At 52.9% G+C, this 25,099-nt stretch carries 19 protein-coding genes and 1 pseudogene; 13 read left to right on the top strand and 7 right to left on the bottom strand.

From position 1 onward, the window contains the following. Positions 1-134: pseudogene (locus H6G13_RS18620) on the bottom strand (photosystem II D2 protein (photosystem q(a) protein)); the annotation flags it as partial. A 553-nt stretch (positions 135-687) separates the two neighbouring features. Here H6G13_RS18620 and H6G13_RS18615 point away from each other — a divergent pair. From H6G13_RS18615 to H6G13_RS18605, 3 genes are read left to right on the top strand one after another with little or no spacing between them, the layout of a single operon-like run. Further along, entirely contained in the window at positions 688-1,254 is a 567-nt protein-coding gene (locus tag H6G13_RS18615) for a photosystem I assembly protein Ycf4 (RefSeq protein WP_190485537.1), read from the top strand. 59 nt (positions 1,255-1,313) lie between these two features. Further along, complete coding sequence (locus H6G13_RS18610) at positions 1,314-2,075, top strand: peptidylprolyl isomerase (RefSeq protein WP_190485536.1); 762 nt, start codon at positions 1,314-1,316, stop codon at positions 2,073-2,075. Between the two features lie 4 nt (positions 2,076-2,079). After that, on the top strand, positions 2,080-3,228 hold the full coding sequence (locus H6G13_RS18605) for a beta-ketoacyl-ACP synthase (protein ID WP_347277503.1): 1,149 nt from the start codon (positions 2,080-2,082) through the stop codon (positions 3,226-3,228). Here the strand turns inward: H6G13_RS18605 and H6G13_RS18600 are convergent. Next, on the bottom strand, positions 3,225-3,770 hold the full coding sequence (locus H6G13_RS18600) for an NAD(P)H-dependent oxidoreductase (protein ID WP_190485534.1): 546 nt from the start codon (positions 3,768-3,770) through the stop codon (positions 3,225-3,227). The genes H6G13_RS18605 and H6G13_RS18600 overlap by 4 nt on opposite strands. A gap of 466 nt (positions 3,771-4,236) precedes the next feature. Between H6G13_RS18600 and ftsH the strand changes: the two genes are divergently transcribed. Continuing rightward, a complete protein-coding gene (gene ftsH, locus H6G13_RS18595; RefSeq protein WP_190485559.1) occupies positions 4,237-6,147 on the top strand; it encodes an ATP-dependent zinc metalloprotease FtsH in 1,911 nt (636 codons plus the stop codon). 133 nt (positions 6,148-6,280) lie between these two features. On the opposite strand, the gene H6G13_RS18590 is transcribed toward ftsH, so the two are convergent. The 4 genes from H6G13_RS18590 to H6G13_RS18575 form a co-directional block, all read right to left on the bottom strand. Then, positions 6,281-6,988 (bottom strand): M23 family metallopeptidase, encoded by a 708-nt coding sequence (locus H6G13_RS18590; RefSeq protein WP_190485532.1) that lies wholly within the window; start codon positions 6,986-6,988, stop codon positions 6,281-6,283. 367 nt (positions 6,989-7,355) lie between these two features. Then, positions 7,356-10,358: an L-glutamate gamma-semialdehyde dehydrogenase gene (gene pruA / locus H6G13_RS18585; RefSeq protein ID WP_190485529.1), complete on the bottom strand. Its 3,003-nt coding sequence runs from the start codon at positions 10,356-10,358 to the stop codon at positions 7,356-7,358. Between the two features lie 134 nt (positions 10,359-10,492). After that, on the bottom strand, positions 10,493-10,654 hold the full coding sequence (locus H6G13_RS18580; RefSeq protein ID WP_190485528.1) for a hypothetical protein: 162 nt from the start codon (positions 10,652-10,654) through the stop codon (positions 10,493-10,495). Positions 10,655-10,751: 97 nt separating this feature from the next. Beyond that, positions 10,752-11,588, bottom strand: coding sequence for a tetratricopeptide repeat protein (locus H6G13_RS18575; protein WP_190485527.1), 837 nt, complete (start codon positions 11,586-11,588; stop codon positions 10,752-10,754). 206 nt (positions 11,589-11,794) lie between these two features. Here H6G13_RS18575 and H6G13_RS18570 point away from each other — a divergent pair, with 206 nt between their 5' ends. The 6 genes from H6G13_RS18570 to H6G13_RS18545 all read left to right on the top strand — a co-directional run bounded on the left by H6G13_RS18570 (position 11,795) and on the right by H6G13_RS18545 (position 18,977). Then, a complete protein-coding gene (locus H6G13_RS18570; RefSeq protein WP_190485526.1) occupies positions 11,795-12,976 on the top strand; it encodes a pentapeptide repeat-containing protein in 1,182 nt (393 codons plus the stop codon). Positions 12,977-13,126: 150 nt separating this feature from the next. Continuing rightward, complete coding sequence (locus tag H6G13_RS18565; protein WP_242028414.1) at positions 13,127-15,565, top strand: prolyl oligopeptidase family serine peptidase; 2,439 nt, start codon at positions 13,127-13,129, stop codon at positions 15,563-15,565. Between the two features lie 204 nt (positions 15,566-15,769). Then, positions 15,770-15,955, top strand: a complete 186-nt coding sequence (locus tag H6G13_RS18560) for a hypothetical protein (protein WP_190485522.1) — start codon at positions 15,770-15,772, stop codon at positions 15,953-15,955. 376 nt (positions 15,956-16,331) lie between these two features. Next, positions 16,332-16,865, top strand: a complete 534-nt coding sequence (locus H6G13_RS18555) for a GNAT family N-acetyltransferase (RefSeq protein ID WP_190485520.1) — start codon at positions 16,332-16,334, stop codon at positions 16,863-16,865. A gap of 388 nt (positions 16,866-17,253) precedes the next feature. Further along, a complete protein-coding gene (locus H6G13_RS18550; protein ID WP_190485518.1) occupies positions 17,254-17,847 on the top strand; it encodes a sulfotransferase family protein in 594 nt (197 codons plus the stop codon). Between the two features lie 374 nt (positions 17,848-18,221). Then, positions 18,222-18,977 carry a GAF domain-containing protein gene (locus tag H6G13_RS18545; protein ID WP_190485516.1) on the top strand — a complete coding sequence of 252 codons (756 nt, stop codon included), beginning with the start codon at positions 18,222-18,224 and terminating at the stop codon, positions 18,975-18,977. Positions 18,978-19,195: 218 nt separating this feature from the next. Here H6G13_RS18545 and H6G13_RS18540 read toward each other — a convergent pair whose 3' ends face one another. Beyond that, a complete protein-coding gene (locus H6G13_RS18540) occupies positions 19,196-19,819 on the bottom strand; it encodes a hypothetical protein (protein WP_190485513.1) in 624 nt (207 codons plus the stop codon). A gap of 759 nt (positions 19,820-20,578) precedes the next feature. Between H6G13_RS18540 and H6G13_RS18535 the strand changes: the two genes are divergently transcribed. From H6G13_RS18535 to H6G13_RS18525, 3 genes are all read left to right on the top strand, one after another. Next, positions 20,579-21,292 carry an amino acid racemase gene (locus tag H6G13_RS18535; protein ID WP_190485511.1) on the top strand — a complete coding sequence of 238 codons (714 nt, stop codon included), beginning with the start codon at positions 20,579-20,581 and terminating at the stop codon, positions 21,290-21,292. A gap of 505 nt (positions 21,293-21,797) precedes the next feature. Beyond that, on the top strand, positions 21,798-23,972 hold the full coding sequence (locus H6G13_RS18530) for a glutamine synthetase III (protein WP_190485509.1): 2,175 nt from the start codon (positions 21,798-21,800) through the stop codon (positions 23,970-23,972). Between the two features lie 244 nt (positions 23,973-24,216). After that, entirely contained in the window at positions 24,217-25,083 is an 867-nt protein-coding gene (locus H6G13_RS18525; RefSeq protein WP_190485507.1) for a DUF72 domain-containing protein, read from the top strand. Positions 25,084-25,099 lie beyond the last annotated feature (16 nt).

Raw genomic sequence — 25,099 nt, 5'->3', positions numbered from 1 at the left:
ACGGCCATGTAGGCGCAGGGGAACAACAGCAGACCTGACCAGCCGATGAAGACAAAGCGATCGCGCTTCAGCCAGTCATCGAGAACGTCAAACGCTCCTCGTTGGGCTTGAGCACGTCCCATTGCAATGGTCATGTCAAATCCTCTTAATATGACATCCAGTCCAGTAAAACCAAAGACTGCTGCATTTCGCCAGATGGAGCTGGGATACAGTCTTGTCTTCCCGGGTGAGGCTTATAAGATCTAGTATCCCAGACATTAGAGCTACAGAGAATAATCCTACTCACAATGTTGGGATCCTCACCCAGCTAGTCAAAACAGCCTACAAGGAGCTGTTCCAGGAAAATCGAGGTTTGTAAATATGATAAGGAGAGTTCCAAAATTTTACAATCTGACATGTAGCTTTTCAGGAAAGCTATCCCCACTGCAGAAACAGGCAAAGAACGCAGGCAGTCATTGAGTGGATAGTCTGAGTTCTTGAGTTTCGTTGCAAATTGCAAACTTATCGTTACACGTTACGGGCTTGCCAGTCCAGGTTTGTCTTGAGGCAAAACCCACTGCCCAGAACGCATTCTTTCAGATGAAGTGCATCTTGGGAGCGATTTGGCAGGCAAATCAGGTCATGATCTGCTAGGCCCGCTAGAGTGGATAATCTGAAGGTGCTTGAAGGACAAACCGTTTAATCATTATGACTGCATCGGCGCAAACCTCTGGAAATCTGGTCTTGAAGCGCACAATCCTGGGCGCTCGACGGCTCAGCAACTACTGGTGGGCAACGGTGCTCACCTTGGGAGGCCTTGGTTTTTTGCTGGCCGGTATCTCTAGCTATACCCAAATCAATCTGCTGCCGTTTGCCGATCCGACACAGCTCATCTTCGTTCCGCAGGGAATTGTTATGGGCTTTTACGGTACAGCGGCGCTGGCGCTCGCAGCGTATCTCTGGTTGATGATTAGCTGGAATGTTGGTGGCGGCTACAACGAGTTTGACAAGGGCAGCGATAAGGTGCGGATCATTCGCTCTGGCTTCCCCGGCAAAGATCGCCGAATTGAGATTGAGCATCCTCTAGACGCCGTGCTGGCTGTGCGGGTGGATATCAAAGAGGGGCTAAACCCTAAGCGGGCGCTTTATCTGCGGCTCAAAGGTCGCCCAGATTTGCCGCTAACTCGGGTAGGCCAACCCATTGCCCTGTCTGAGCTGGAAAATCAAGGAGCTGAACTGGCCCGCTTTCTACAAGTTCCTTTGGAGGGACTTTAAGCTATCGGGGCTGTGCCAAAATGGTTCTTCGTGCCGATAAATCCACGAGGAATGCCTGAATGATTTTTCAACTCCGACGCTGGTCGCTGCTGGTCTTGGCCGTTATGACGCTCTGGCTAGGTAGCTGCACCGGGTCGCCAACGGCCAACGCGCCTCAAGCAGAGTCGCCTGTGCCCCCTGAAGAACCATCTACCCCAACGGCTGCTTTACCTAGCTCGGCTGCCAATCTGCCTGTTTTAGAGGGAACCGCTACCGTTGAACTGACAGTCAATGGCGAACGTATTGTCATGGAACTGGATGGAACGGAAGCGCCGGTGACTGCCGGTAACTTTGTGGATCTGGTTAATCGGGGAGTATACGACGGCCTCGTGTTTCACCGGGTCGTGCGAGACCCGCAGCCTTTTGTGGTGCAGGGCGGCGACCCCCAAAGCCAGGATCCCAACTTTCCGGCTCAGCAGCTGGGAACAGGGGGTTTTGTCGATCCTGAGACCCAGTCTCCCCGCAATATTCCTTTGGAAATTAAGCCTCAAGGGGCTGAACAGCCTTTGTATAACCAAACCTTTGAATCGGCCCGGTTAACGACTGCGCCTGCCCTGCAACATTCACGAGGGGCTGTGGCAATGGCGCGATCGCAACTTGTAGATTCTGCCTCGTCGCAGTTTTACATCACCTTGGCGGATCTGCCCTTTCTCGACGGCAGCTATGCGGTCTTTGGCTATGTCACTGAAGGGATGGACGTGGTAGACCAAATTGAGCAGGGAGATGTGATCGAATCAGCCCAGGTCACAGCGGGTTTAGAGAACCTTAAAACGGCTCGCTAAATCTGTGACAACTGCTCCAGAGGTGGTGGTGACAGGGGTTGGCCTGATGTCGGCTTTGGGACCAGATGCTGCTAGCAACTGGTCCCGATTGCTGTTGGGCGAGACGGCGATTGCCTTGCGCCAGCCCTTTGCGGAACTGCCGGTTGTGCCGTTGGCGCTAATTGGCAAGCACCCAGCCCGGCTCCAGGATCTTGTGGATCAAGCGGTCGACGAAGCTTTACAAGATGCTCAGATCTCCTTGCCCCAGCTAGACTGCGGGGTGGTGATTGGCTCTAGCCGTAGCCACCAGGTCGTTTGGGAAAAGATGGCTGCTGAGACTTTTGAGCACGGTCAGCCTCCTGCGGGAGACGAATGGCTGGCATCGTTGCCCCATATGGCCGCAATCAATACGGCCCGCCGCCTAGGGACGCTGGGGCCTGTGCAGGCTCCGATGGCGGCCTGTGCGACGGGCCTGTGGGCGATTTTTCAGGGTTGGGAACTGATCCGCCGGGGGCAGTGCGATCGCGTTTTAGCCGGTGCCGTAGAAGCGCCGATTACGCCTCTGGCTTTGGCTGGGTTTGAGCGCATGGGAGCCTTGGCTCAGCAGGGTTGCTATCCCTTTGATCTGGGGCGCGAGGGCCTGGTCTTAGGAGAAGGCGCAGCGGTGCTGGTGCTAGAATCTGCCGCGCTGGCCCAAGCCAGAGGAGCCCATAGCTACGGCAAAATTTTGGGCGTGGGGTTAACTGCCGATGGGCACCACCTCAGTGCGCCCGACCCCCAGCGACAGAGCAGTGAAGCTGCCCTGAGGGCTTGCCTAAGGCAGGCCCATTTGCTGCCCTCTGAGGTGGGCTATCTGCACGCCCACGGCACCAGCACCCGCCTCAACGACGCCCATGAGGCCGCCCTAATTCAGCAGGTTTTTCCTGCTGATGTTGCTGTCAGCTCAACGAAAGGATCCACCGGCCATACCCTAGGAGCCTCTGGGGCAATCGGCACTGTCTTTTGCCTACTGGCTCTGCAAAATCAAGTGCTGCCTCCCTGTGTGGGGCTGGCACAGCCTGCCTTTCCGCTGAATTTTGTGCGACAGGCCACGCCCCAAGCGACTCAAGTGGCGCTTTGCCTCAGCTTTGGCTTTGGCGGTCAGAATGCCGTACTGGCGCTGGGCAGCAGTTAAGCGACCTGGCTCAAGGTCTGGGTATAGCGAAACAAGCTCTCGGCAAAGCGATCGAACCGTTCGGCTAGCTTGGGATCTTTGAGCTTGCCCTCACTGTCAAAGGCGTTCCAGGCTTGGCCAATGGCTACCTGCTCGGGAATAACCCAAGCGTGAACCCACCGCATGATGATGCGCAGATCGTTTAGCGCATTGCTGTTGCTCTGCCCGCCTAAGACGCTGATCAGTCCAGTGGTTTTGTCCGAGAGCTGATCAAAGCTCATCAGATCAAGCGCATTTTTGAGCACGCCGCTGGCGCTACCGTGGTACTCGGGAGTTGCCAGAATCAGTCCGCTAGCCTCTTGAACTCGGCTTCTTAAAAGCGCCACATCGGGGTGGTCTGGATACTCTTTTTCACCATTGCAAAAGGGCAAATTTAGCTGCCGCAGATCGAGTATTTCTACCTCGGCCCCTAGGGCAGCGAGACGGCGAGACACCTCTTGCAGCGCTAAATAGCTGTAGGAGCCTTCTCGAAGACTGCCTGAAATTCCTACAAATTTGACCATGACTTACGTTCTCCTTTAGATAAAAGCTAGATGAGATAAACGCTGGAGCGAAACGGTGTAATAGCAAGTCTTAGTGGCTGCTGCGCGGCTAAAAGCTCAAAGAGCCAAGCAAAATACCTGGTTAAATACCTATTCACTAGATAGAGATTTCTAAAATTTTCTTAAAAAGCAAAGTCGTTACGAATACGTATAAGATAGCGTAAATTCTAAATTTGTTGCTCTGTCCAGTCTCTTTGGCGGTGAACCCTGGCTAAATTGGCTGGTTTTGGCCGCTTGAATCAGGCTTGAGTTCAGGCGGTTTGGGTATTCTGATGCAAGTTTCGTAGAGGGACTGGCAAGTTCTCAGGGGATCGATTCCTCCGCCAGTCCAAGTTTGGAAGGTTAGACTAGTCATGGTATGGGACCTGGGGACCTCTCCTCCCGGCTGTCTTGAAGTTGTGTCGTCCGCTTAGGAAGTTTGATGAAAATGCACGCTACCCGCAAGCTAAATCCGGCCCAGTCACGCACCGCCAAAGGGGCAACTGCCACGGGCTTGCTGACAGTGGGTTGGTTTCTCTTGCAGAGCCTGCTGCCGGTGTCTGTTGCGATCGCACAAGAGCGCAACCCTGAGGAGCTGACCTACGGGCAGTTCTTGGAGAAGATCGAGCAGGGGCAGGTGGAACAGGTTGATCTAGACCAGACCCGAGGCATTGCCTCTGTGCGTCTGGCAGGACAGCCCGAAGATGAGCCTCCCCAGAAGGTCACGCTGTTCGCTGGAGAGCGCAACCCTGAGCTAATCCGCCTATTGCGGGACAACGACGTAGATGTTGAGATCGCTGATGCCGGTGGCAATGGCGCACTGGCTTGGTTGGCGACTAACTCTCTGCTAGCCCTGATCCTGGTCTTTGGTCTGCTGATGATTTTGCGGCGATCGGCCTCAGGGGCAGGCAATGCCATGAACTTTGGCCGCTCTCGGGCTCGCTTCCAAATGGAGGCAAAAACAGGAGTAGTCTTCGATGATGTCGCGGGCATTGAAGAAGCTAAGGAAGAACTGCAGGAGGTCGTTTCCTTCCTGAAGAACCCAGAGAAATTTACCGCTATTGGAGCCCGCATTCCTAAAGGAGTGCTGCTAATTGGTCAACCCGGCACCGGTAAGACCCTGCTGGCAAAAGCGATCGCAGGGGAAGCTGCCGTTCCCTTCTTCAGCATCTCTGGCTCAGAATTTGTCGAAATGTTTGTTGGCGTCGGCGCTTCTCGGGTGCGCGACCTGTTCCGCAAGGCCAAGGAAAACGCTCCTTGCATTGTCTTCATCGATGAAATTGATGCCGTCGGTCGCCAGCGAGGAACGGGCATTGGCGGTGGCAACGATGAGCGGGAGCAGACCCTTAACCAGCTGCTGACCGAAATGGACGGCTTCGAGGGCAACAGCGGCATCATCGTGATTGCGGCGACCAACCGAGTAGATGTGCTAGATATGGCCCTGCTGCGGCCAGGCCGATTTGACCGCCAGATTGTCGTAGACCTGCCAACTTACCGGGGTCGTCTGGCGATTTTAGAAGTCCATGCCCGCAACAAAAAGATTGACCCAGAAGTTTCCCTAGAAGCTGTGGCCCGTCGCACACCTGGCTTTTCGGGAGCGGAGTTAGCTAACTTGCTGAATGAGGCCGCCATTTTGACGGCTCGCCGCCGCAAAGAGACGGTCACGATGGTAGACATTGAAGACGCCATTGACCGGGTAACCATCGGCCTCAGCCTAACGCCCCTGCTAGACAGCAGCCGCAAACGGATGACGGCCTACCACGAAATCGGCCATGCCCTAGTCGGCACGCTTCTACAGCATGCTGACTCAGTCAATAAGGTGACTATTATCCCTCGTTCAGGCGGGGTCGAGGGCTTTACCCAATTTTTGCCCAGTGAAGACGTGATCGATAGCGGCCTCTACACCCGCAACTGGCTAATAGATCGAATCACCGTTGCCTTAGGAGGTCTGGCAGCCGAAGCCGAGGTCTATGGGGAAGATGAAACTACCACCGGAGCCGGTTCTGACATTAAGCAGGTAACCAGTCTGGCGCGGCAGATGGTAACGCTGTTTGGTATGTCGGATTTGGGGCCACTGGCGCTAGAGAGCTCGGACAATCAGGTATTTTTGGGCCGTAACCTAATGCCCCGGTCAGAATACTCAGAGGCTCTGGCAACTCAAATTGACGGGCAAGTGCGCGAAATCGCTAAGCAGAGCTTTGACCGTGCCCGTGAGGTGTTGAGAAACAATCGGCCCTTGATGGACCGACTGGTGGATATGTTGCTAGAGCAGGAAACGATGGATGGTGATCAGTTCCGCCAGCTGGTTGCAGAATATACGCCGCTGCCTGAAAAGACTCTAGTTCAGTCCAACACCTGATGCTGGCGTCTGCTGTCGATTCTTAAGACCTATGCTTAAAACCTAAGAAGGGAGGCCTGCAATATAGGTCTCCCTTCTTGGGTTCTGTCTTAAGTCTTGGGTCTAAGTTAATGGGACGGCAATGGAATTTTTGTTATTGGGGCCGGTTCATTGCCGACCGCTGACTATCGTACATAGCTCGCAGCACCAAGGCTGGGTCAACCCAATTTTCCCGGTATTTAAGGCCCCAGTGCAGGTGTGGGCCTGTGGTGCGCCCGGTCATACCGACGCGACCAATTCGGGCTCCTGACGCAATATCTTGACCTTCGCGAATTTGGACGCCGCCTTCGCGGTCTACCATGTAGCGGTTACGGCCATCATTGACTACGTAGCCGTGCATGTGACAGTAAATGTGAAGCCACTCGCCCGACTCTACCACCACTGAAGTGCCGCAGGCGCTGTCGTCAGACACTTCGACGACCTTACCGGCCCACCAGTTGCGAATATAGCTGCCGGAGGGAGCAGCCATGTCTAGGCCGTAGTGAAAACGCTGGCCGCCGTTGTAGGGATCTTGTCGGTAGCCGAAGGGGGAGGTGTAAGCCTGAAAATCTTCAACGGGGAAGGACGCGTTCGTCCAAATTTGGACTGCTGCCTGGGTTTGCCCGGCTTCTACTGCATTAGCGTTGCTGGGGCGACGGCCTAGCTCAATGCCGCCACATAGCGTCACACCGGCTACCAGCAGCGCTGTAAAGGATAAAGTTCGAGATGGGAGCAGGTTGCTCAAACGGGTGAACCAGATATCTTTGGGAGCAGAGGAATTTGCTGAGTGGGGTTGCAGCCTTTCTTCAGAGGAACGGTTCATAGGTAGGTACGAAGCGATTAACTGATTCCTGTGGGGAGATTACCCAGAAGCGGTACAGAATCTTTCTAGAAGTAAGGCAAAGTTCACCCTATTCATCTAGTCAGAATCTACCCTATAGACGTGACCCTGCTGAAGAACAGGGTCAACCGCAAGACTCGCCAAACAGCTTATCTCAAAATTTCAAAGGGCAAACATCTTTACGCGTATTTACAAAGAAAAATTATGGTTCTTATGAATCTTGGCGGAGATTTCCTCAGCAAAAAGGGGGTAGCGAACTGAATCCGCTAACCCCCTTTTGCAAATTAGCGATGTAAATTCGAAGGTCTAGAGCGGGGGCAGATCGTTTGGCCTGCTCCTACAATAAGCCCTAGTCAGCCCCTTCAATAGGAGCAAATCCCTGCCGCTGAACGTTTTCGCTGACGTGGCGAGGATCGAGAAACTGCAGCAGGTAGTCAGGGCCGCCTGCCTTAGAGCCAACGCCGGACATCTTAAAGCCGCCAAAAGGCTGCCGCGAAACAATGGCTCCGGTAATGCCCCGGTTGATGTACAGGTTGCCGACGGCAAACTCAGCCTGAGCCCGCTCAATATGAGAGGGAGTGCGGGAGAAGAGGCCGCCTGTAAGGCCGTAGTCGGTGCCGTTGGCAATGACAATGGCCTCGTCAAAGGTGTTGGCCTTGATGACGGCTAGAACCGGCCCAAAAATTTCTTCCTGGGCAATGACGGCATCGGGTGCGACGTCGGTGAAGACGGTTGGCCCCACGAAGTAGCCATTGTCGGGAGCGGGCATCTGCAGCGCTAGATGGGCTTCTTGCTTACCCTGCTCGATGTACTCCTGAATGCGTGCCTGGGCGGTAGCATCCACTATGGGACCCACCTTGGTGCCGGGGTGCTCGGCAGGCCCCACATTGAGAGAGCGGGTTGCTTCGACAACGCGGTTGATGAAGGTATCGTAGATTGACTCCAGCACGATCACGCGGGAGCAGGCAGAGCACTTCTGGCCGCTGTAGCCAAAGGCCGATTTGACCACGCCCTGCACGGCCTGATCGAGGTCGGCGCTTTCATCGACAATGATGGCGTTTTTACCGCCCATTTCAGCGACAACTCGCTTTAGGTGCTTCTGTCCGGGCCGTAGCTGGGCGGCTTCGGCATAGATGCGGCAGCCAACCTCTTTAGAGCCGGTGAAGATAATCATGTGGACGTCGGGGTGCTGCACCATGTGAGCACCCACAGTAGATCCCTTGGCTGGAACGAATTGGAACACGCCCTTTGGTATTCCAGCCTCGACCAAGATTTCGGCCAGTTTGGCGGCGATCACCGAGGAGTTTTCAGCCGGTTTTAGCAGGGCACAGTTGCCGGTGACTAGGGCGGCTACGGTCATGCCGGTTGCGATCGCAAGCGGAAAATTCCACGGCGAAATCACCACCACAGTGCCCCGAGGGAAGTAGCGATAACGGTTAGTTTCACCCGGGTAGTCGTAGGCCACGCCCCGATCTAGCCGCTCCATCTCATCCGCGTAGTAGCGAAAGAAGTCGATGGCCTCGGAGACTTCTGGGTCAGCCTCCCGCAGCGGCTTGCCCACCTCCAGCACAATCCAGGCATTGAGCTCGTGGCGGTGAGCCTCCATCAGGTCAGCAGCGCGGCGCAAAATCGCGGCCCGCTCTTTAGCCGGGGTCGCCTGCCACGCCGGAAAGGCCGCCTTGGCAGCAGCAATGGCCCGATCTGCCTGCTCCTGGCTAGCTAGCCCCACCTTACCCACCAGTTCCTTCGGATTAGACGGGTTGACTGACTCAAAGTGGGCTTCGGTGTTAACCCGCTCGCCGTCAATCAGCGGCGCATATCGCTGCCCCAACTGCTGTCGCACCGACTGCAGCGCCGCTGTCGCCTCAACCCTATGATCAGTCAGAGAGTAGTCAGTATCCGCAACATTGTGAAAGGGCACAGCTCTCTTGCTTCCTTGCTCCCTTGCTCCTACGCTCCCCTGTCCTGCATCTTCAGCTGCGAACTCCGGCGCTGCCAACAGTTCTGCTGTCGGTCGCTCCTCCAGGTTTTGCCGCAGGAAAGACGTATTGGCGGTATTTTCCAGCAGGCGGCGGATCAGGTAGGCCATGCCGGGGATGAGTTCGCCGTAGGGGCAGTAGACCCGTACCCGATAGCCCTGCTCAACCAAGGCTCTCCCTAGCTTATCGGCCATGCCGTAGAGAACCTGCAGCTCAATCCGGCGGCGAGGAATATTGAGTTCTTCAGCGATAGCCATGGCGTGGGCTTGCGATCGCACGTTGTGGCTACCAATCGCCGCATAGAGCACCTCATGGTTCTCCATCAAGAGCCGAGTCATGCGCTCAAAGTTGGCATCTGTAGAGATCTTTTGGCTATAGACCGGGCTGGGCCAATCGTTTTGCAGAGATGTGATCGTTTCTTGGTCCCAGTAAGCTCCTTTGACCAAGCGCACGGTGAGGGGGGTGCCTCGCTGCTTAGCCCAGTCAATGACATCCTGTAAGTCGCTGTAGCTGTCTTTCAGATAGGCCTGCAGCGTTATCCCTAGGTTGTCCCGCTGGCGAAACTCGTCCTCCATCAAGATATCTTTGAGAATGGCCAATGTGAGGTCTTTGTAGCGGTACTGCTCCATATCGAAGTGTACGGCTACCCCCAATGCTTCGGAACGGCGCAGCAGAGTGCGAACGTGCTGGCCCACCTTGTCGCGGGTGCCCTGCTCATCCAACGGGTCGAACTGAGAATAGAAAGCCGTGAGCTTGACCGACACCTGTACCTTCGAGAGGGTTTGGCCGTCGGCTACATCAATCTGATCAACCGTATTCCACCGCTTGGCAGCAGCGGTCATCTGCTCCATCAGCTCCAGGTAGCGGTTGAGGTAGGCTTCGGCTTCGGTTTCGGTGATGACTGCCTCACCCAGCAGATCCATCGTGAAGGTCATGCGGTCTTTGCGCAGCCGCTCGACGGTCTTAATGGCCTGTTCAATGGTTTCGCCAGAGATGTAGCGGTTAGCCAGGGTTTCGACCGCTGGAGCTACGGTTGAGGCTGCGATCTGCCCTGGAACGGAGTCGGGACTGGTGAAGTTGAGCAGGTTCTTTAGAGCACCCGGCAGCTCGACCGAGTCATCTGCGAGGTATTCCTGCATGTGGCGGGCAATTTCGGGCTTGCTGGATAGCGCTGGCAGGGCATCGATAAACCGGAATAGCTGGACCCGTAACCCCGGATTGCTCATCGCAAAGGCCAGGAGCTTGTCATCCCAGCGCATCTGGTCTCGCATTTGAGCGAAGATCGAGCGCTTTTCGCGGGTGGCTCCCAAAAGGGTGCTGGCAATGGCTTGGGTCTTCGCCTCGTAACTGGGTTTAGTGACTTGTGCAACCACGGTGTCTGGCCTCCTGAGTGGCCTTGAATGGCCTGAAATTCGTGAGGGAAAACCCGCTTTGCCAAAAGAAAATGACCGCTATCTGCGCTAGAGCGGCAGATCGGCCCGGCGACATTCAATGGAGGGTGTGGTGTCTAGGCTTCCATTGCGCTAATGCACTGGGCGCACTGCTGTGCGCCCCTACAGGATGGCCGGTAGGGGGCAAATACTACTAGGTTGAAGCGATCGCCATCTAAGACAAAGTTGAATGTTTCCCCAACCTCTATCTTCAACGCTGAAGGGGTAATTTGGGGCATAAATTTTATCCTTCGTATTACGCCAAATCCTTAAGGCATAAGCATTTGCACTTATTCTCTGGCAGCTGCCTTTGTCACCTGTTGTTGACCTGCCCCATTAGGAGCTGGGGTCGACGAATGCCTGAAACTGAGGATGCTCCCGCAGCCCGTCAAAGTGGGCATCGATTTGCACCATGACCCGGTAGATATAAGGGCTAAGAACAAAGGTCCGGTAGAGATTTTTGAGGGTGTATTCTAGGTCGCCTTTGAGCGCATATACCCGAGCTTTGCCGTACCAGGCATTGGGGTTTTCGACTTCGTAGTGCAGGGAGGTATCAAAGCTCTGGATGGCTTCTGCGTAGCGGCCTAGCTGGATCAGGGCTGTGCCGCGCTGGTTCCAGATATAGTGGCTGCTGGGCTTGATCTTGAGCGCCAGATCTAGGGTGGCTAGGGCCGCTTCGTATTCCTGCAGGCCGCACTGGGCAACCCCTTTGTTGTACCAGGAGCGGTAGTCCTGTGGCTGAATCTGGAGGCTGTGCCCAAAGCTGGCAACGGCGTCTTTGTACTGTTTTAGCTGATTTTGAGCGGTGCCCAGGTTGTACCAGGCTTTGTGGTCTTGGGGGTTGAACCGGACGGCTTGCTGCAGATGGCTGATGGCCTCTTCAAAATGGTGCAGCTCTGCTAGCGCGTGGCCTTTACCGTGCCAAGCCAGGGAATGTTGCGGGTTGAGGGCTAGCGCCTGGTTGAAGCTTGCGATCGCATCTTCATACCGTTTATTGGCAGCTAGGGTAAAGCCGTGGAGTGTCCAAGCTTGGAAATGATCAGGAGAGAGTTTTACCACTGCATCGAACCGAGTCAAAGCTTCTCGATAGCGCCCGATGGAGAAAAGTGCACTCCCCTGGCCGTAGAGCAACTCTGTTCGCGATAAGGATCCGGTCTTCACCGCAGGGGGCATGAGTAATTTGAAGAGAATGAGTCGTATTCGTGAGTGTTCCCAGCCAACGCAGAAATGTCCCAGATTTGGCTAGAACCCAGGAAAAGCACTTCGGGGCTGCTCCTTTAGTCCGGATGAGCCTTAGCGGTTCATGACAAGAGATTTCAAATCTGTGCTGTGGGGAAAGCGACTCTTCATACTAGAGTCGATGCCTCTGCCGTTGCCCTATGAAACTGCTCCTTTTGCTTGGCTGTACGGGATTGTGCTGGTTGGGCGGCGGTGCGATCGCAGCCCGCGCAGAGAACCCAGCACACGTGCGACAGCTGCTGCAGACAAATGCCTGCGAAAACTGTGACCTGAGTGGGGCAAACCTCGGTAGCCTGAATTTAACCGAAGCCAACCTGGGGGGAGCCAACTTGCAGGGGGCAAACCTGTCTCGCACGCTGCTGCTGCGAACAAATCTGGCAGGCACTAACCTGCGAGAGGCTACCCTGGCAGGAAGCAGTTTGCAAGGGGCGAATTTGCAGCGGGCTGACCTCTCAGGCGCAACTTTGGGAAACCTCTGTGGACCGGCGGAACTGGCGCTAGAACCAGCCGTCTGCCAAATCGTTAACCTAATCCAGCGCCTAGGACCGGAGCTGTGTGAAGCAGATTACGGCCTGTCTGCGAGTTTAGCATCTAGCATTCTGGGAGATGAATACTGCCAGGGCGCTTCGGCCACGGACAATGTGGCCAGCCTGACGTTTGGCTGGAGTGTAGGGTTTGGGCTGTTTATGCACGGCATGAACCTGATGGGTGCTGATCTACGGGGAGCAAATTTGAGCGGGCTGGACTTGCAGGGAGCTGACCTACGCTACGCCCAGCTAGCCGACACGGATCTGACTAATACCAACCTGGCCTATGCGCTGCTGCTAAACGCCGAGGTGAGTGGAGCCCGCAATGGCGATTTTGAGCAGGCTTTTCTTCAGCCTACCGACCTGGGCAGGCTTTTATCTCCGCTGCTTGAGGCGTACGCTCAATATGATGCCTACTCGCGCGGCTGGACCTACGTGGGATCCATGAACCGGGCGCAGCAGGCCTACCAGGTGGAGTACGGCCGGTTCACAACCGAACTGGAGGATCTAGGGCTGGGCATTGAGCCGGAGGATGAGTTTTATCGGTTTGCGATCGCGGCCACCACCGAAGACTATACAGTGCAGGTTGCGATCGCTCGTCAACCCGAAATGACTAGCTATCTGGGACTGGTCTACCTCGTCTCAACTCAGGAAGGCCCGATAACTGTCGCTGTGGTGTGCGAAACCATAAATCCCTGGACTCAGCTTCCTGAAATTGGGCCAAGTCCGGCTACCCTGGAAGAAGAACCCACCTGTCCTGAAGGGTTTGAAGTCTTAAGCTCAAGCATTGAATGATTTTCCAGCAGACTTGTGCTCCCCTGAGGGATCAGCAAGTGACTCTTCAGCCGGACTGCAATTGCCAGATTGCCGTGTAGCAGTTTTCCCAGGCCAGAGGCAAAAGTCTAAATGCCGAAAATTTGACCCCAATTTGACACTGAGATTGCGATGGGACAGCCTTACACCACCGCCATAGGGTACTTTATGGGAGTTGCTCTTAGCCTTTTCAGCCCTATGCCCCACCCTGCTCTGGCTCAAAGCACCTGGCAAAATCCGCCGGAACCCATTGCCACATTTCTAGATGCGCCGGCTTTACCAAGAACCCAAATCTCGCCTGATCACCAGTGGATGGTGAGCCTAGAGCACTCGCCCCTAAAATCCATCACTGAATTGGCCCGGCCTCGGGTGCAGGTAGCGGGCATTCAGCTAGATCCGGCCACGCGAGGTCCGGCGCTAGAGTATCCCTACCGTGGGCTGACCCTGCGGCACCTGGCCACCGGCAAAGAGCAGACCGTGGCCCTGCCCGATCAGGCTCGTGTGCGCAACCTGATGTGGTCTTCCAGTGGGCGCTATCTGGCTTTTACCCTAACCCAACCCGAGGGCCTAGAGCTGTGGGTAGCCGATGTGGCTCTGGCTGAAGCTAAACAGCTGACGCCCCCTATTCTCAACGCTATCTACGGCAACCCCTGCGACTGGATTTCAGAAGAGGCTGGCCTGCTCTGCAAAGTAGTGCCCCCTAATCAGGGGCCTCCCCCTGCGGCCCCAACTGTACCCACAGGTCCCCGAATTGAGCAGAACCTAGGTAGAGAGGCTCCAGCCCGCACCTACACCAATCTGCTGACCAACGAGCACGATGAGGCGCTGTTTGAGTACTACCTGACTTCGGTGCTGGAGCAGGTGAGCCTCCAGGGAACGCGAACGACCTTGACGGAGCCGCTTTTGATCGACGAGGCCACCCCTTCTCCCAACGGGGAGTGGATCTTGATGGAAACTGTCGAGCGCCCTTTTTCCTATCAGGTGCCGGTGGGTCTGTTTCCCCGGCGCAAGGCGGTGCTGGATTTGACGGGGCGGGTTGTGTTTGAGGCGGCGAACCTGCCTTTGGCAGACAACGTTCCCGTCAACTTTGACTCGGTGAGAACAGGGCGTCGCGTGGTGTGGTGGCGGGCCGATCTTCCAGCTACGCTGTTTTGGGTGGAGGCGATTGATGGCGGCGATGCCCGCACTCCAGCCCCGTTTCGAGATCAGGTGCAGCAGCTAGCGGCCCCCTTTACCGAGGTGCCCCAGACCCTCTGGCAAACCGAGCGCCGCTTTAACCGGATTACCTGGGGAGATGCTACCCGCGCCTTGGGCTATGAATATTGGCACGATACCCGGCGGCTGCGAACCTGGCTGCTAAACCCGGCTAGCCCTGAAACGGCCCCGGTGCTGTTAGACGAGCGGGATGCTCAGGATGACTACCGCGATCCGGGCCGCACGATTACGGCTGCCAATGGCTATGGTTGGCACACGCTGCTGTTTGGGCCAGATGGCAACAGCCTATATCTGGAGGGGCGAGGGGCTTCGCCAGAGGGAATCTATCCGTTCCTCGATCGCTGGGACTTGGTGACCAATGTCAAAGTCCGTCTTTGGCAGTCACAAGATCCGTTTCTAGAGCGGGTTCACTACCTGATAGATAACCAGGCCCAGCAATTTATCATTCAGCGGCAGACGCCCGCTGAACCGCCCAATTACCGACTGTATGACCGAGAAACAGCCCAGTCTACTCCCCTAACCGAGTTTGCTGATCCGCTGCCCTGGTTTGCCGAGGTGACCAAGGAAGTGGTGCGCTACCAGCGAGCCGATGGGCTAGATCTCTTTGCCACTTTGTATCTCCCTCCTGGCTACGATGCAGCGGCAGATGGCCCGCTGCCAACCCTCCTGTGGGTGTATCCGCAGGAGTACAAGAGCCGAGAATCGGCTGCCCAAGTAACAGCCTCGGAGAATTCTTTCAGCCGCCCCTGGGGGTATTCGCCCCTGTTTATGCTGACCCAAGGCTACGCGGTGATGATGGGGCCAACCATGCCCATTATTGGTGAGGGCAATGCCCAGCCTAACGACACTTACCTGGAGCAGCTGGAGATGAGCGCTCAGGCGGCAGTGGACTACTTGGTACAGCGGGGGGTGAGCGATCGCAACCAAATTGCCATTGGCGGCGAGTCTTATGGCGCGTTTACAACCGCGAATTTGCTAGCCCATACGGATCTTTTCAGTGCAGGCATCGCCCTTAGCGGAGCCTACAACCGCACCCTCACACCCTTTGGTTTCCAAGGCGAGCAGCGCACCTATTGGGAGGCGCAGGAAACCTATATCAACATGTCCCCTTTCACCCACGCTGCCCAAATCAAGCAGCCTCTACTGCTGATCCACGGTGCTGAGGATGATAATTCGGGGACATACCCAGTGCAGAGCGAACGTCTGTATGGGGCGCTGCGCGGTTTGGGGGGGACTGTGCGCTGGGTGGAACTGCCGCTGGAGGGCCACGGTTACCGCTCGCGCGAAGCGGTGGGGCATGTGCTGTGGGAGGTGACGCAGTGGCTGGATTTGTATGTTAAGGGGAATAGGGAGTAGGAGAAATGCGGGGAATGAGGGACGCGGGGAATTGGAGGGGTGGTGTCTGCAACCTGCGCTTGAAGTGAGAAATTGATTGTGATCAGGGAGCGGGGTGATCGGGAACACCAGATCAGATGGGGAAAGGGTCGGGTCGGGGCTGTTGTTGATAGCGTGAACGAATGCGCCTCCCTTTCCCCCACTAACCAAGGAGCCTCCCCCCCAATGGAACTAAGATATCGCTGTATTTCCTACGCTGCTTCTGCCTCTAATCCTGACGGTAAAGAGATAGGGCAAGTGGGTTCGGTTCTCGGTACTCGCATTGATCTCAGGCGTTATCCGTTTCAGGTGCAGCGGCTAGGCCATAAGTCGGTAGAAATGTCCTATCACAGTGTTCGCTACACCCGATGAGTGCAGCGCTGACAAGGTAGTTTTCCTTCCCTGCAATTGAGAGTTTTGCCCCTGGTCTATCCGGGGGCTTTTTTTGCAATTTGATATCTAATACCTATTCTCTAAACAGCCGCTATTCATCCACCTATCCACTCTTCTACCCTCTATCTGCAGCACTTTTTTCTGGAATGGGTATAAACTCCTGGGGTTAGCGGCTGCCGACCTTGTTTGTAACGCCTTTCTCTTCTGGCTCAATAAATCTTGATCCAACAAGCAAGCCGTTCGCCGCTTTTCATGAGGTAAGTAGCAAAGCTATGGCGGAGTGTAGCGGATAGTCATTACAAGATCATCTAGAGAGCTGATGTTAGGTTAATGTTGCAGCTTGATAAAGATGCTTATGGTAAGTTCTACTGATCCAACGGTTTTGCAGATCGACGGATTCAAAATGCGTCCTATTCAAGTTTCTGATTTGGATGCCCTTGCAGCAATTTGGGCTGATCCTGAAGTAACTTGCTTTCTACCCAGTCAAGGTGTTCCAATTTCTAGAGAAAATACAGAGAAGGCACTTCAGTCCTTTATTTCACATTGGCAGCAGCGAAGTTATGGAGTCTGGGCGATCGTAGAAAATACTTCTCCATTTGAGATGGTTGGTTATTGTGGTCTTCGCTATCTTAGCGAGTTAGGTGAGGTTGAAGTTCTTTACGGTTTAGCCAGAGATTATTGGGGAAGAGGAATTGCAACTCAAGCTGTGAGAGCATCAATTTCTTACGGTTTCAACGTAGCCAACTTAGACAGAATAGTTGCAATGGTAATGCCTGATAATCAAGCTTCAAGGAGAGTCATAGAGAAAGCAGGCCTGCATTATGAAAAACAGATACATAAGTTTAATCTAGACGCTCTTTATTACGCCATTGCACGTTGCGTGGCATAACAATTTTGTGTAGCGGATTGTCGAAAGTCCACTACTCTGACTTGGTTCCTAGTCAGGAGACGCTGAGGCACATTCTGCTGGGCGACTATGGTGCGATCGTCAAGATCATCTAGGCCTCGCTGTTTTCGATTACGCTGAGCCCAAGCACTGGTCACAGCCCATACCTACCGGCAGACCCGGCGAGCACCTATCCATTCTGACCTGCTGCGAAGCCTCTGGGGTAGCTCTAGAAAATTAAGGCACAGAAATCCACAAATGTCAGGCTATGAGCCATCAGTCCGTCTTTAAGCTGATGGCTCGTGGCAACAAATATTACCTATCCAAAGACTTGTACTTCCTAATCCACCTTGGTACAGTGAGGAACTGTTTTTGAAAGAAACTTCTGCTTATGCTGAAAGTAGTGGGGGCTGGACTCGGTCGAACTGGAACAAAGTCACTCAAGTTTGCACTCGAGCGACTTCTTAGCAAGCCTTGCTATCACATGGCTGAGGTATTCTCCCATCCAGAACATATTCCTCTTTGGAGTGCTGTATCTCGTGGTGAAAGTATTGATTGGTCGAGAATTTTTGATGGATATATTGCCACAGTAGATTGGCCTTCAAGTTCTTTTTGGTTTGAGTTGAGTACTATCTACCCTGACTCCCTTATTATTCTTTCCTATAGAGACGCTGACTCATGGTGGCAGAGTGCAAGTTCAACGATATTTCCTAGAATTAGGAAATCGGAAGGTGTGTGGCGTTCTATGGTTGATGAATTGTTTGAGAATAGATTTACTACAGACATAGCTAATCGCTCAGCGTGTATTGAAGCTTTTAATCAGCATAATGAGCTTGTCCGGAACTCTGGCTTAGGGCATAGGCTACTTGAATGGAAAGCTAGTGACGGCTGGGAACCACTATGTCGAGCGCTTGATCTGGAAATTCCAGAAGAGCCATTTCCTCATGAAAACTCAACAGCGTCTTTTATTCAAAAGCACTTGTGATGTAAGGTTGCGGTTTAACTAACGCTTGCAATGGACAGCTCAGAATAACTACTGGTAATATCTCAAAGACTCATATTGCCGTTGAAGCGGGTCGTTAGTCCTTATGCTAATAGCGGGAATTACGCCGGTCACTAGACTTAAGCTATGGACACGACAGAAGCCCCTCACTTGACCCGTTAGTTTTTGGTTTGCGATCGCATCCAACAGCTACTCACACCAATCGCCGCAAAAGTCTAAAAAATAGCAGCATAGCATCAGACCTTTGAGTTCTTGATACTGAAAGCCTCGCAGACATGAGGACATATTAAGCGCTATTACATTCCCCAAGGCAGCCCTTTAAAATAGCCTCATCGCGATTGAGCACTAGCACCACTATGAAGGCTAAAGTTCCTACACAAGAGGCTGCTCGGCTTGAAGCACTCAGGCAATATAGGATTTTAGATACGCCATCTGAGCAAGCCTACGACGACATTACTGCCCTTGCCGCTTTCATTTGTGATGTGCCCATTGCTCTCATCAGTCTGGTTGATTCAGACCGTCAATGGTTTAAATCCAAAGTGGGTCTAAATGTTGACGAAACCAGTCGTGATGTCTCATTCTGCGCCCATGCCATCTTGAGTGAGAACATCATGATTGTGAAAGATACCCTGCAGGATGAGCGTTTTGGCAATAACCCGCTCGTAACCTGTGCGCCAAACATTCGCTTTTATGCAGGCGTCCCGCTGCGGACTCCTGAGGGCCATTTGATTGGAACACTCTGTGTCATTGACCATCAGCCTCGGGAGTTGTCAGAACACCAGATCACAACCTTGGAAGCATTGGCTCGTCAGGTTGTGATGCAGCTAGAGTTGAAGCGCACCTCGGCTCAATTGGCAGATGCTTTAGAACAAATCAGGGTGATGGAAGGGCTGGTTCCAATTTGCTCGTACTGCAAAGGGGTGCGTGACGACAAAGGCTTTTGGTCAACAGTTGAGAAATTTGTTAAAGGCCAATTCAACGTTGATTTTTCTCATGGGGTGTGCGACCAATGTATGCGGCAGCACTTTCCAGATGTAGCCCAAGTTTTACTCGTTGATGTTAAAGATTCTCCGTGTGATAAACATAGCTCATCCGAGGAATTATTGGGATAGAAGTTTAGCGAGCTGAATTAGGCTGCGATCTCTAAGTTTGATAGCTGAGTAACTACACTTGGCTGCTGTGGATCTGTAGCTATGTGGCTAACTAGTGACTTTCTACTGAGCATTTAACAACCGTCAGCCTCTCTTCAAGCCGACGGTTGTCATCAAGAACATCACCCATTTACGGAAGGTATCTCAACCTACTTTATGCAGGCATAGCCGACTGGCGTCTAGCTATTAGCTGGCTGTTCTCGATCGTAGAGTTGACGCCCTGCCTCTAGTTGAGAGTTAATTTGTTCGCGGGTGCCTACGAAAGTATACTGCTCGTTGAAGCTGCCTAGAGGACGTTCTCCGACAATATAGTGGCGGACAGGAATGTCGGGGGCATTAACGACAATACGATCGGCTACTCGTGCTGTTGCCTGTGGCGCATTCGGATTCACTTCTGCAAGCTGAGAAACGACCCACAACTCGTTGTTTACCGAGTAAACATCTTGAATTTCGACGTTGTAGCCACTAGAAGGAGCCTCAACTTCAACAGTAATCGTACGTTCCTGACGCTCTGCTCCTGGTACATTAACGTCGATATAAGGAACCTCAACAGTTTCTTCTTCCTGCACCACGATAACCTTGGGCACTGTGATTGTACGTTCCGTTACTCCAACGTTTACATCGGGTCCCTGAACATCATATTCGGGTAGACTGCCAGGCTCCACTTCCACGTCTACATCAGGTAAACTACCTGCTTCTTCTTGCTCTACTCGGCACGATGCCATAGGGATAAGAAGCAGAAGTAGCGACAGAGGAAGAACCTTCTTCAATGTTGAACCTTTTAATTCCAGGTGTGATTGCATAAATTTTGATCCTCAAATTACAGAAAAAATTACAGAAAAAGCTATTAACCCGTAAGAAGAACTTCGAGTAAGCGCAGGACTAACTGCTTGAATACCGCATGCTCAGCCAAACTAACCCCCTAAAACTGACCAGCCTAGTGTGATCATTACCCTGGGGTGTCTAGCCATCGGTAAATGTGGCTCTTCTAAAGCCCGTGGTTAAGCCCGTAGCTCTTGAATCTCTTTACGGAGATTTGCAGAACTAGAATCGCAAAGCTTACATATGGCTGATCAACGCAGCTGATCAACAAGCCATATTCTTCTCTAACACTTGTATACTTACGATCTATCGCTTGATTTGTATCGCTCTACAGTTAGAGATTGAGTCTAGCTGTTGGAGGAAGAGGAAAGACTGTCTGCTGTTGCCAGATTGTGTTGCAGCCTTTTCTAGGCTGCAAGATACGCTCCACACCTGACTACAAGAGGCTTTTAGGTCTTCCTGTACCTCAGCCAATACGGCAGATGATAGAGAAACGCTGAATTAACTCGGACCCAAGCTTTGTCTAAATAAATGCCTAGACCTTGCCTTTACGCTGTTCTTGGCTCTGGCAGCGTTAGTACTTGGGTGAATTGCTTTGTGCTTCCCAAGGCTGACAATGATGAGCACCAAGAGTATTGGGAGAATGCAATTGCACGTATCAGAGTGCGATCGCAACCCGCTGTGAAATATTCAACTAAACTGTTAAGGGCCAATCACTCGCTGTCAGTTGAGGCGTCACTGTGAAAACAATTGGGCTAATTGGCGGCATGAGTTGGGAGTCTTCGATTGAGTATTACCGCATCATCAATGAGACAACCAAAGCCAAGCTCGGTGGGCTGCATTCTGCTAAGAGCGTGATGTTTTCAGTTGACTTTGCAGAGGTTGAAGCTTTACAGCATCAGAGCCGCTGGCAAGAAGCGGCAACGCTCATGATCGAAGCTGCGAAAAGTCTTGAACGATCAGGGGCAAATTTCGTGATTCTTTGCACCAATACAATGCATAAACTGGCGGAAGAAATTCAGGCCAGTATTCAAATTCCTTTTCTCCATATTGCTGATGCAACCGCTCAACGCGTTCAAGCAAACGGTATGCGAAGAGTTGGCTTGTTGGGAACTCGCTTTACGATGGAGGAAGATTTCTACAGGGGGCGACTGATTCACAAACATGGTTTAGATGTGATAGTTCCCAATGATGATGAGCGAGCCATCGTCCATCGTGTTATCTATGAGGAACTGTGCCTCGGTATTGTCAATTCAAAGTCCCGAGAACAATACGTTGATGTTATGACTCGGTTGGTTCAAGCAGGGGCAGAAGGCATTATTCTAGGCTGCACAGAGATTGAGTTGCTGGTTGAAGACGAAGACGTAGCTGTGCCTCTGTTCCCAACCACCCGAATTCATGCAGAGGCTGCAGTGGAGTTTGCGATCGCAACCAACCAAAGCCAGCATCCCTAAGTTAAAGCTGACCTGCTGCCACTGATTTGATCCGCTAGCACTGGCTTTCAAGGTGTGCGATACAGTGGAATTCTGTAGTTTTCAGTACAACAGTAGCTTGCCATTCATGGGAAAAATGCAATGAATTCAGGCTTAAGTCTTGAATTACTCCATATTTCTTGAGGCGTTACTAATTCGCAGATTCAAAGCGCAGTGCTTGAAAGCTTAAGGCTGCATGCCTTGTAGCCTTTGAGCTTTAGATACGATGCCAAGGTTTCTCGATTTTAGTAACGCTGATTTTTCTGCTTGTGGAGATCGGTTTTACTGCAACTCGCCAAAGTGAAAGTTTCTGAGATTGGTCTGATCGGATTACAGACTCCAACGACTTACTTGTAATTGCTCTGCCAGGTTTTCGGTAAGATACTCACACTTAGCCCTGAATAACTAGGGTTTGGTATATCTGCTGTCTATTTCAAAGATTTGCTTTAAGTACCATCAGACGGTCAACTCCTTAGGGGAAAAATTTATGAGTGGAAATGAAGCTCGCGTTCAAGCAGTTCGTCAGATTATCAATCGGGAACTGATGCCGCCCAAACCTCCAGAACGCCTGGAAAAAATATGGGCCGAGAACGTCTTCAACCTCAGCAAAATGCAGGCGAGTCTCCCCAAAGCCGTCTTCAAATCTATCAAAAAGACGATTCTCACAGGTGAAAAACTAGACCCCTCTATTGCAGATACCGTTGCCACTTCAATGAGAGACTGGGCTGTGTCAAAAGGGGCGCTCTACTACGCCCACGTCTTTTACCCAATGACCAACCTGACGGCAGAAAAGCACGACGGCTTCATTGCTGTGCAGGGAGACGGCAGCGTTATTTCAGAATTTTCTGGCAAAGTGCTGGTGCAGGGAGAGCCAGATGGGTCTTCGTTCCCCAATGGCGGTATTCGCGATACCTTTGAAGCGCGGGGATATACCGGGTGGGACGTGACCAGCCCTGCCTACATCATGGAAACAGACAACGGCTCAACGTTGTGCATTCCCACTGTTTTCGTGTCGTGGACGGGTGAAGCACTCGATAAAAAAGTGCCGCTTTTACGCTCCATCACCGCAATGGACAAAGCTGCTAACAAGGTTCTAAAACTCCTGGGTCATGCTAATGTTGCTCGGGTCAGTTCTAGCTGCGGAGCTGAGCAGGAATACTTTTTAGTAGACACTAATTTTGCCAGTCAGCGCCCTGATCTGCTGCTGGCTGGACGCACCCTTTTTGGTAAAGCTCCGGCTAAAGGTCAGGAATTTGACGACCATTACTTTGGCGCGATTCCAGAGCGGGTTCAAGTCTTCATGCAGGATGTTGAAGAAACGCTCTACAAGCTAGGCATTCCGGCAAAAACCAGGCACAACGAAGTAGCCCCCGGCCAGTTTGAAATCGCGCCCTTTTTTGAATCTGCGAACGTAGCCAGTGACCATCAGCAGCTACTCATGACAGTGCTGCGCCATACCGCTAAAAAGCATGGGTTTAACTGCCTGCTGCATGAAAAACCGTTTGCAGGCATCAACGGTTCTGGCAAGCACGTCAACTGGTCAGTGGGGAACGCCACTCAAGGAAATTTGCTCGATCCAGGCGATTCTCCCCATGAGAATGCTCAGTTCCTGGTCTTTTGTGGTGCCGTGATTCGCGGTGTGCACAAGTACGGTTCGCTGATGCGGGCAGTCATTGCTACGGCCAGCAACGATCATAGGCTAGGGGCCAATGAAGCGCCTCCCGCCATCATGTCTGTGTACTTAGGGACGCAGCTAGAGGAAGTCTTTGAACAGATCAAAACTGGCACAGTTACAGAGTCGAGGCAAAAAGGGGTGATGGATTTGGGCGTGGACGTGTTGCCCCATCTCACCAAAGATGCTGGCGATCGCAACCGCACCTCACCGTTTGCCTTCACCGGCAACCGATTTGAGTTTCGAGCTGTCGGATCAAGCCAATCGGTATCAGGCCCGCTGATTGCGCTGAATACGATGCTGGCAGATTCTCTAGATTGGATCGGCAATCGCCTGGAAAGGGAATTGTCTAGCGAAGCAGACCTCAGTACGGCGATCATCACCGTGCTCAAAGAAGTGATGGAAGAACATGGTGCTGTTGTCTTTGGCGGCAATGGCTATTCCGAAGAATGGCACAAAGTCGCGGTTGAGGATCGGGGTTTGGCAAACCTGCGCACCACTGCCGACGCTCTACCGATTCTCAAAGCAGAGTACATCGAAGACCTTTTCAAAAAAACTGGCGTACTGACTCCGGTTGAGCTTGAAAGCCGTTTTGAGGTGTATTCAGAGCAATACATTCTGTCTATTGAAGTGGAAGCCAAGCTTGTGGTTAGCATGGCCAAAACTATCATCTACCCGGCAGCATTAGAGTACCTGTCAAAGCTTTCGTCCACCATTGCCAGTTTGTCTAGCTTGGGCATCGACTTTGAGAAGGAGAGCGCCACCAAAATTGCTGACCTGACGAAGTCTCTAGTGGCGGCAACCGGCCAGCTGAGTGAGGCTCTAGGCCAGCATGATTTTGCCACAACAGAAGAAAAGATGCAGTATTGCGCCCAAACCCTTCGCCCTCTAATGGATGAGGTGCGCCAATATGCAGATGCACTGGAAGGTGAAGTTGCAGATAGTTTCTGGCCGCTGCCGACTTACCAAGAAATGCTGTTCATTAAGTAATCGAATTAAGTAACCGGATCAAAGCCTGAGTTTGTAGATGATTGTGATTGAGACAGGGCAGATACCCTTGTCTCAATTTTTTTGTTGCATTAAGGGCTAGGCACAACGCTGTGAGAGTTTGAGTTTATCCAGGGGATAGCCGCCAGAGATAGGGGTGGAGTTGCGATCGCAATCCACCTAAACCCTCCTAAAAATGTCCTGGCAAAACCCACGGTTACACTAGATGAAACCAGCTAGGATTACCATGACCCAACTTCGCATAGGAATCTCAGGGTGGACCTATGCAGCTTGGCGCGGAGCCTTTTACCCTACAGGCTTGTCACATCAGCGTGAGCTGGCATACGCGAGCCAGCGCATGAACTCCATTGAGATCAACGGCTCTTTCTATTCCCTCCAGCGGCCTTCAAGTTACCGCAAGTGGGCTGCAGAGACGCCGTCTGACTTTGTTTTCGCCGTTAAGGGCAGTCGCTTCATCACCCACATGAAGAAGCTGCGCGATATTCGTCCTCCGCTGGCCAACTTTTTTGCCTCTGGCCTGCTGCTCTTGGGCGAAAAGCTGGGGCCGATTCTCTGGCAATTTCCGCCCCAGTGGAGCTATGATCCGGCCCGGTTTGTAGCCTTCCTTAAGCAGCTCCCCGGCACGCCTGATGAAGCGAGTGCCCTAGCTGAGGAAAACACCCTTGCGCCAGAGCGAGCATGGACGACAGCGCTCCATAGCAGACCGCTCCGCTATGCATTCGAGGTGCGCCATCCAAGTTTCTTTGGAAACGATTTCATCGAACTGCTGCGCCAACACAATGCTGCTCTGGTCTTTGCTGATACGGCAGGCACATGGCCGTATGCAGAAGACATCACGGCTGACTTTGTCTACATTCGCCTGCATGGAGCTGAGCAGCTTTACACGAGTGGTTACACAGATGAACAGCTTAAGGGGTGGGCCGAGCGGATACAGGCGTGGCGTACAGGGGGCGAACCGGAAGATAGCCGTCGAATTGTGCTTGGGCAGGCTGCAATCAGCAGACAACGAGATGTCTATGTGTATTTCGACAATGATGCAAAGGTGCATGCTCCCTTCGACGCGATCCGCCTTGCGACTCGGCTTTTAAGCTAGCTTTGCTTCAAATTGA

Origin of the sequence: Pseudanabaena sp. FACHB-2040, assembly GCF_014696715.1 — a bacterium.
Classification (GTDB): domain Bacteria; phylum Cyanobacteriota; class Cyanobacteriia; order Phormidesmidales; family Phormidesmidaceae; genus JACVSF01.
This window is presented reverse-complemented; position numbering and strand designations above follow the sequence as displayed.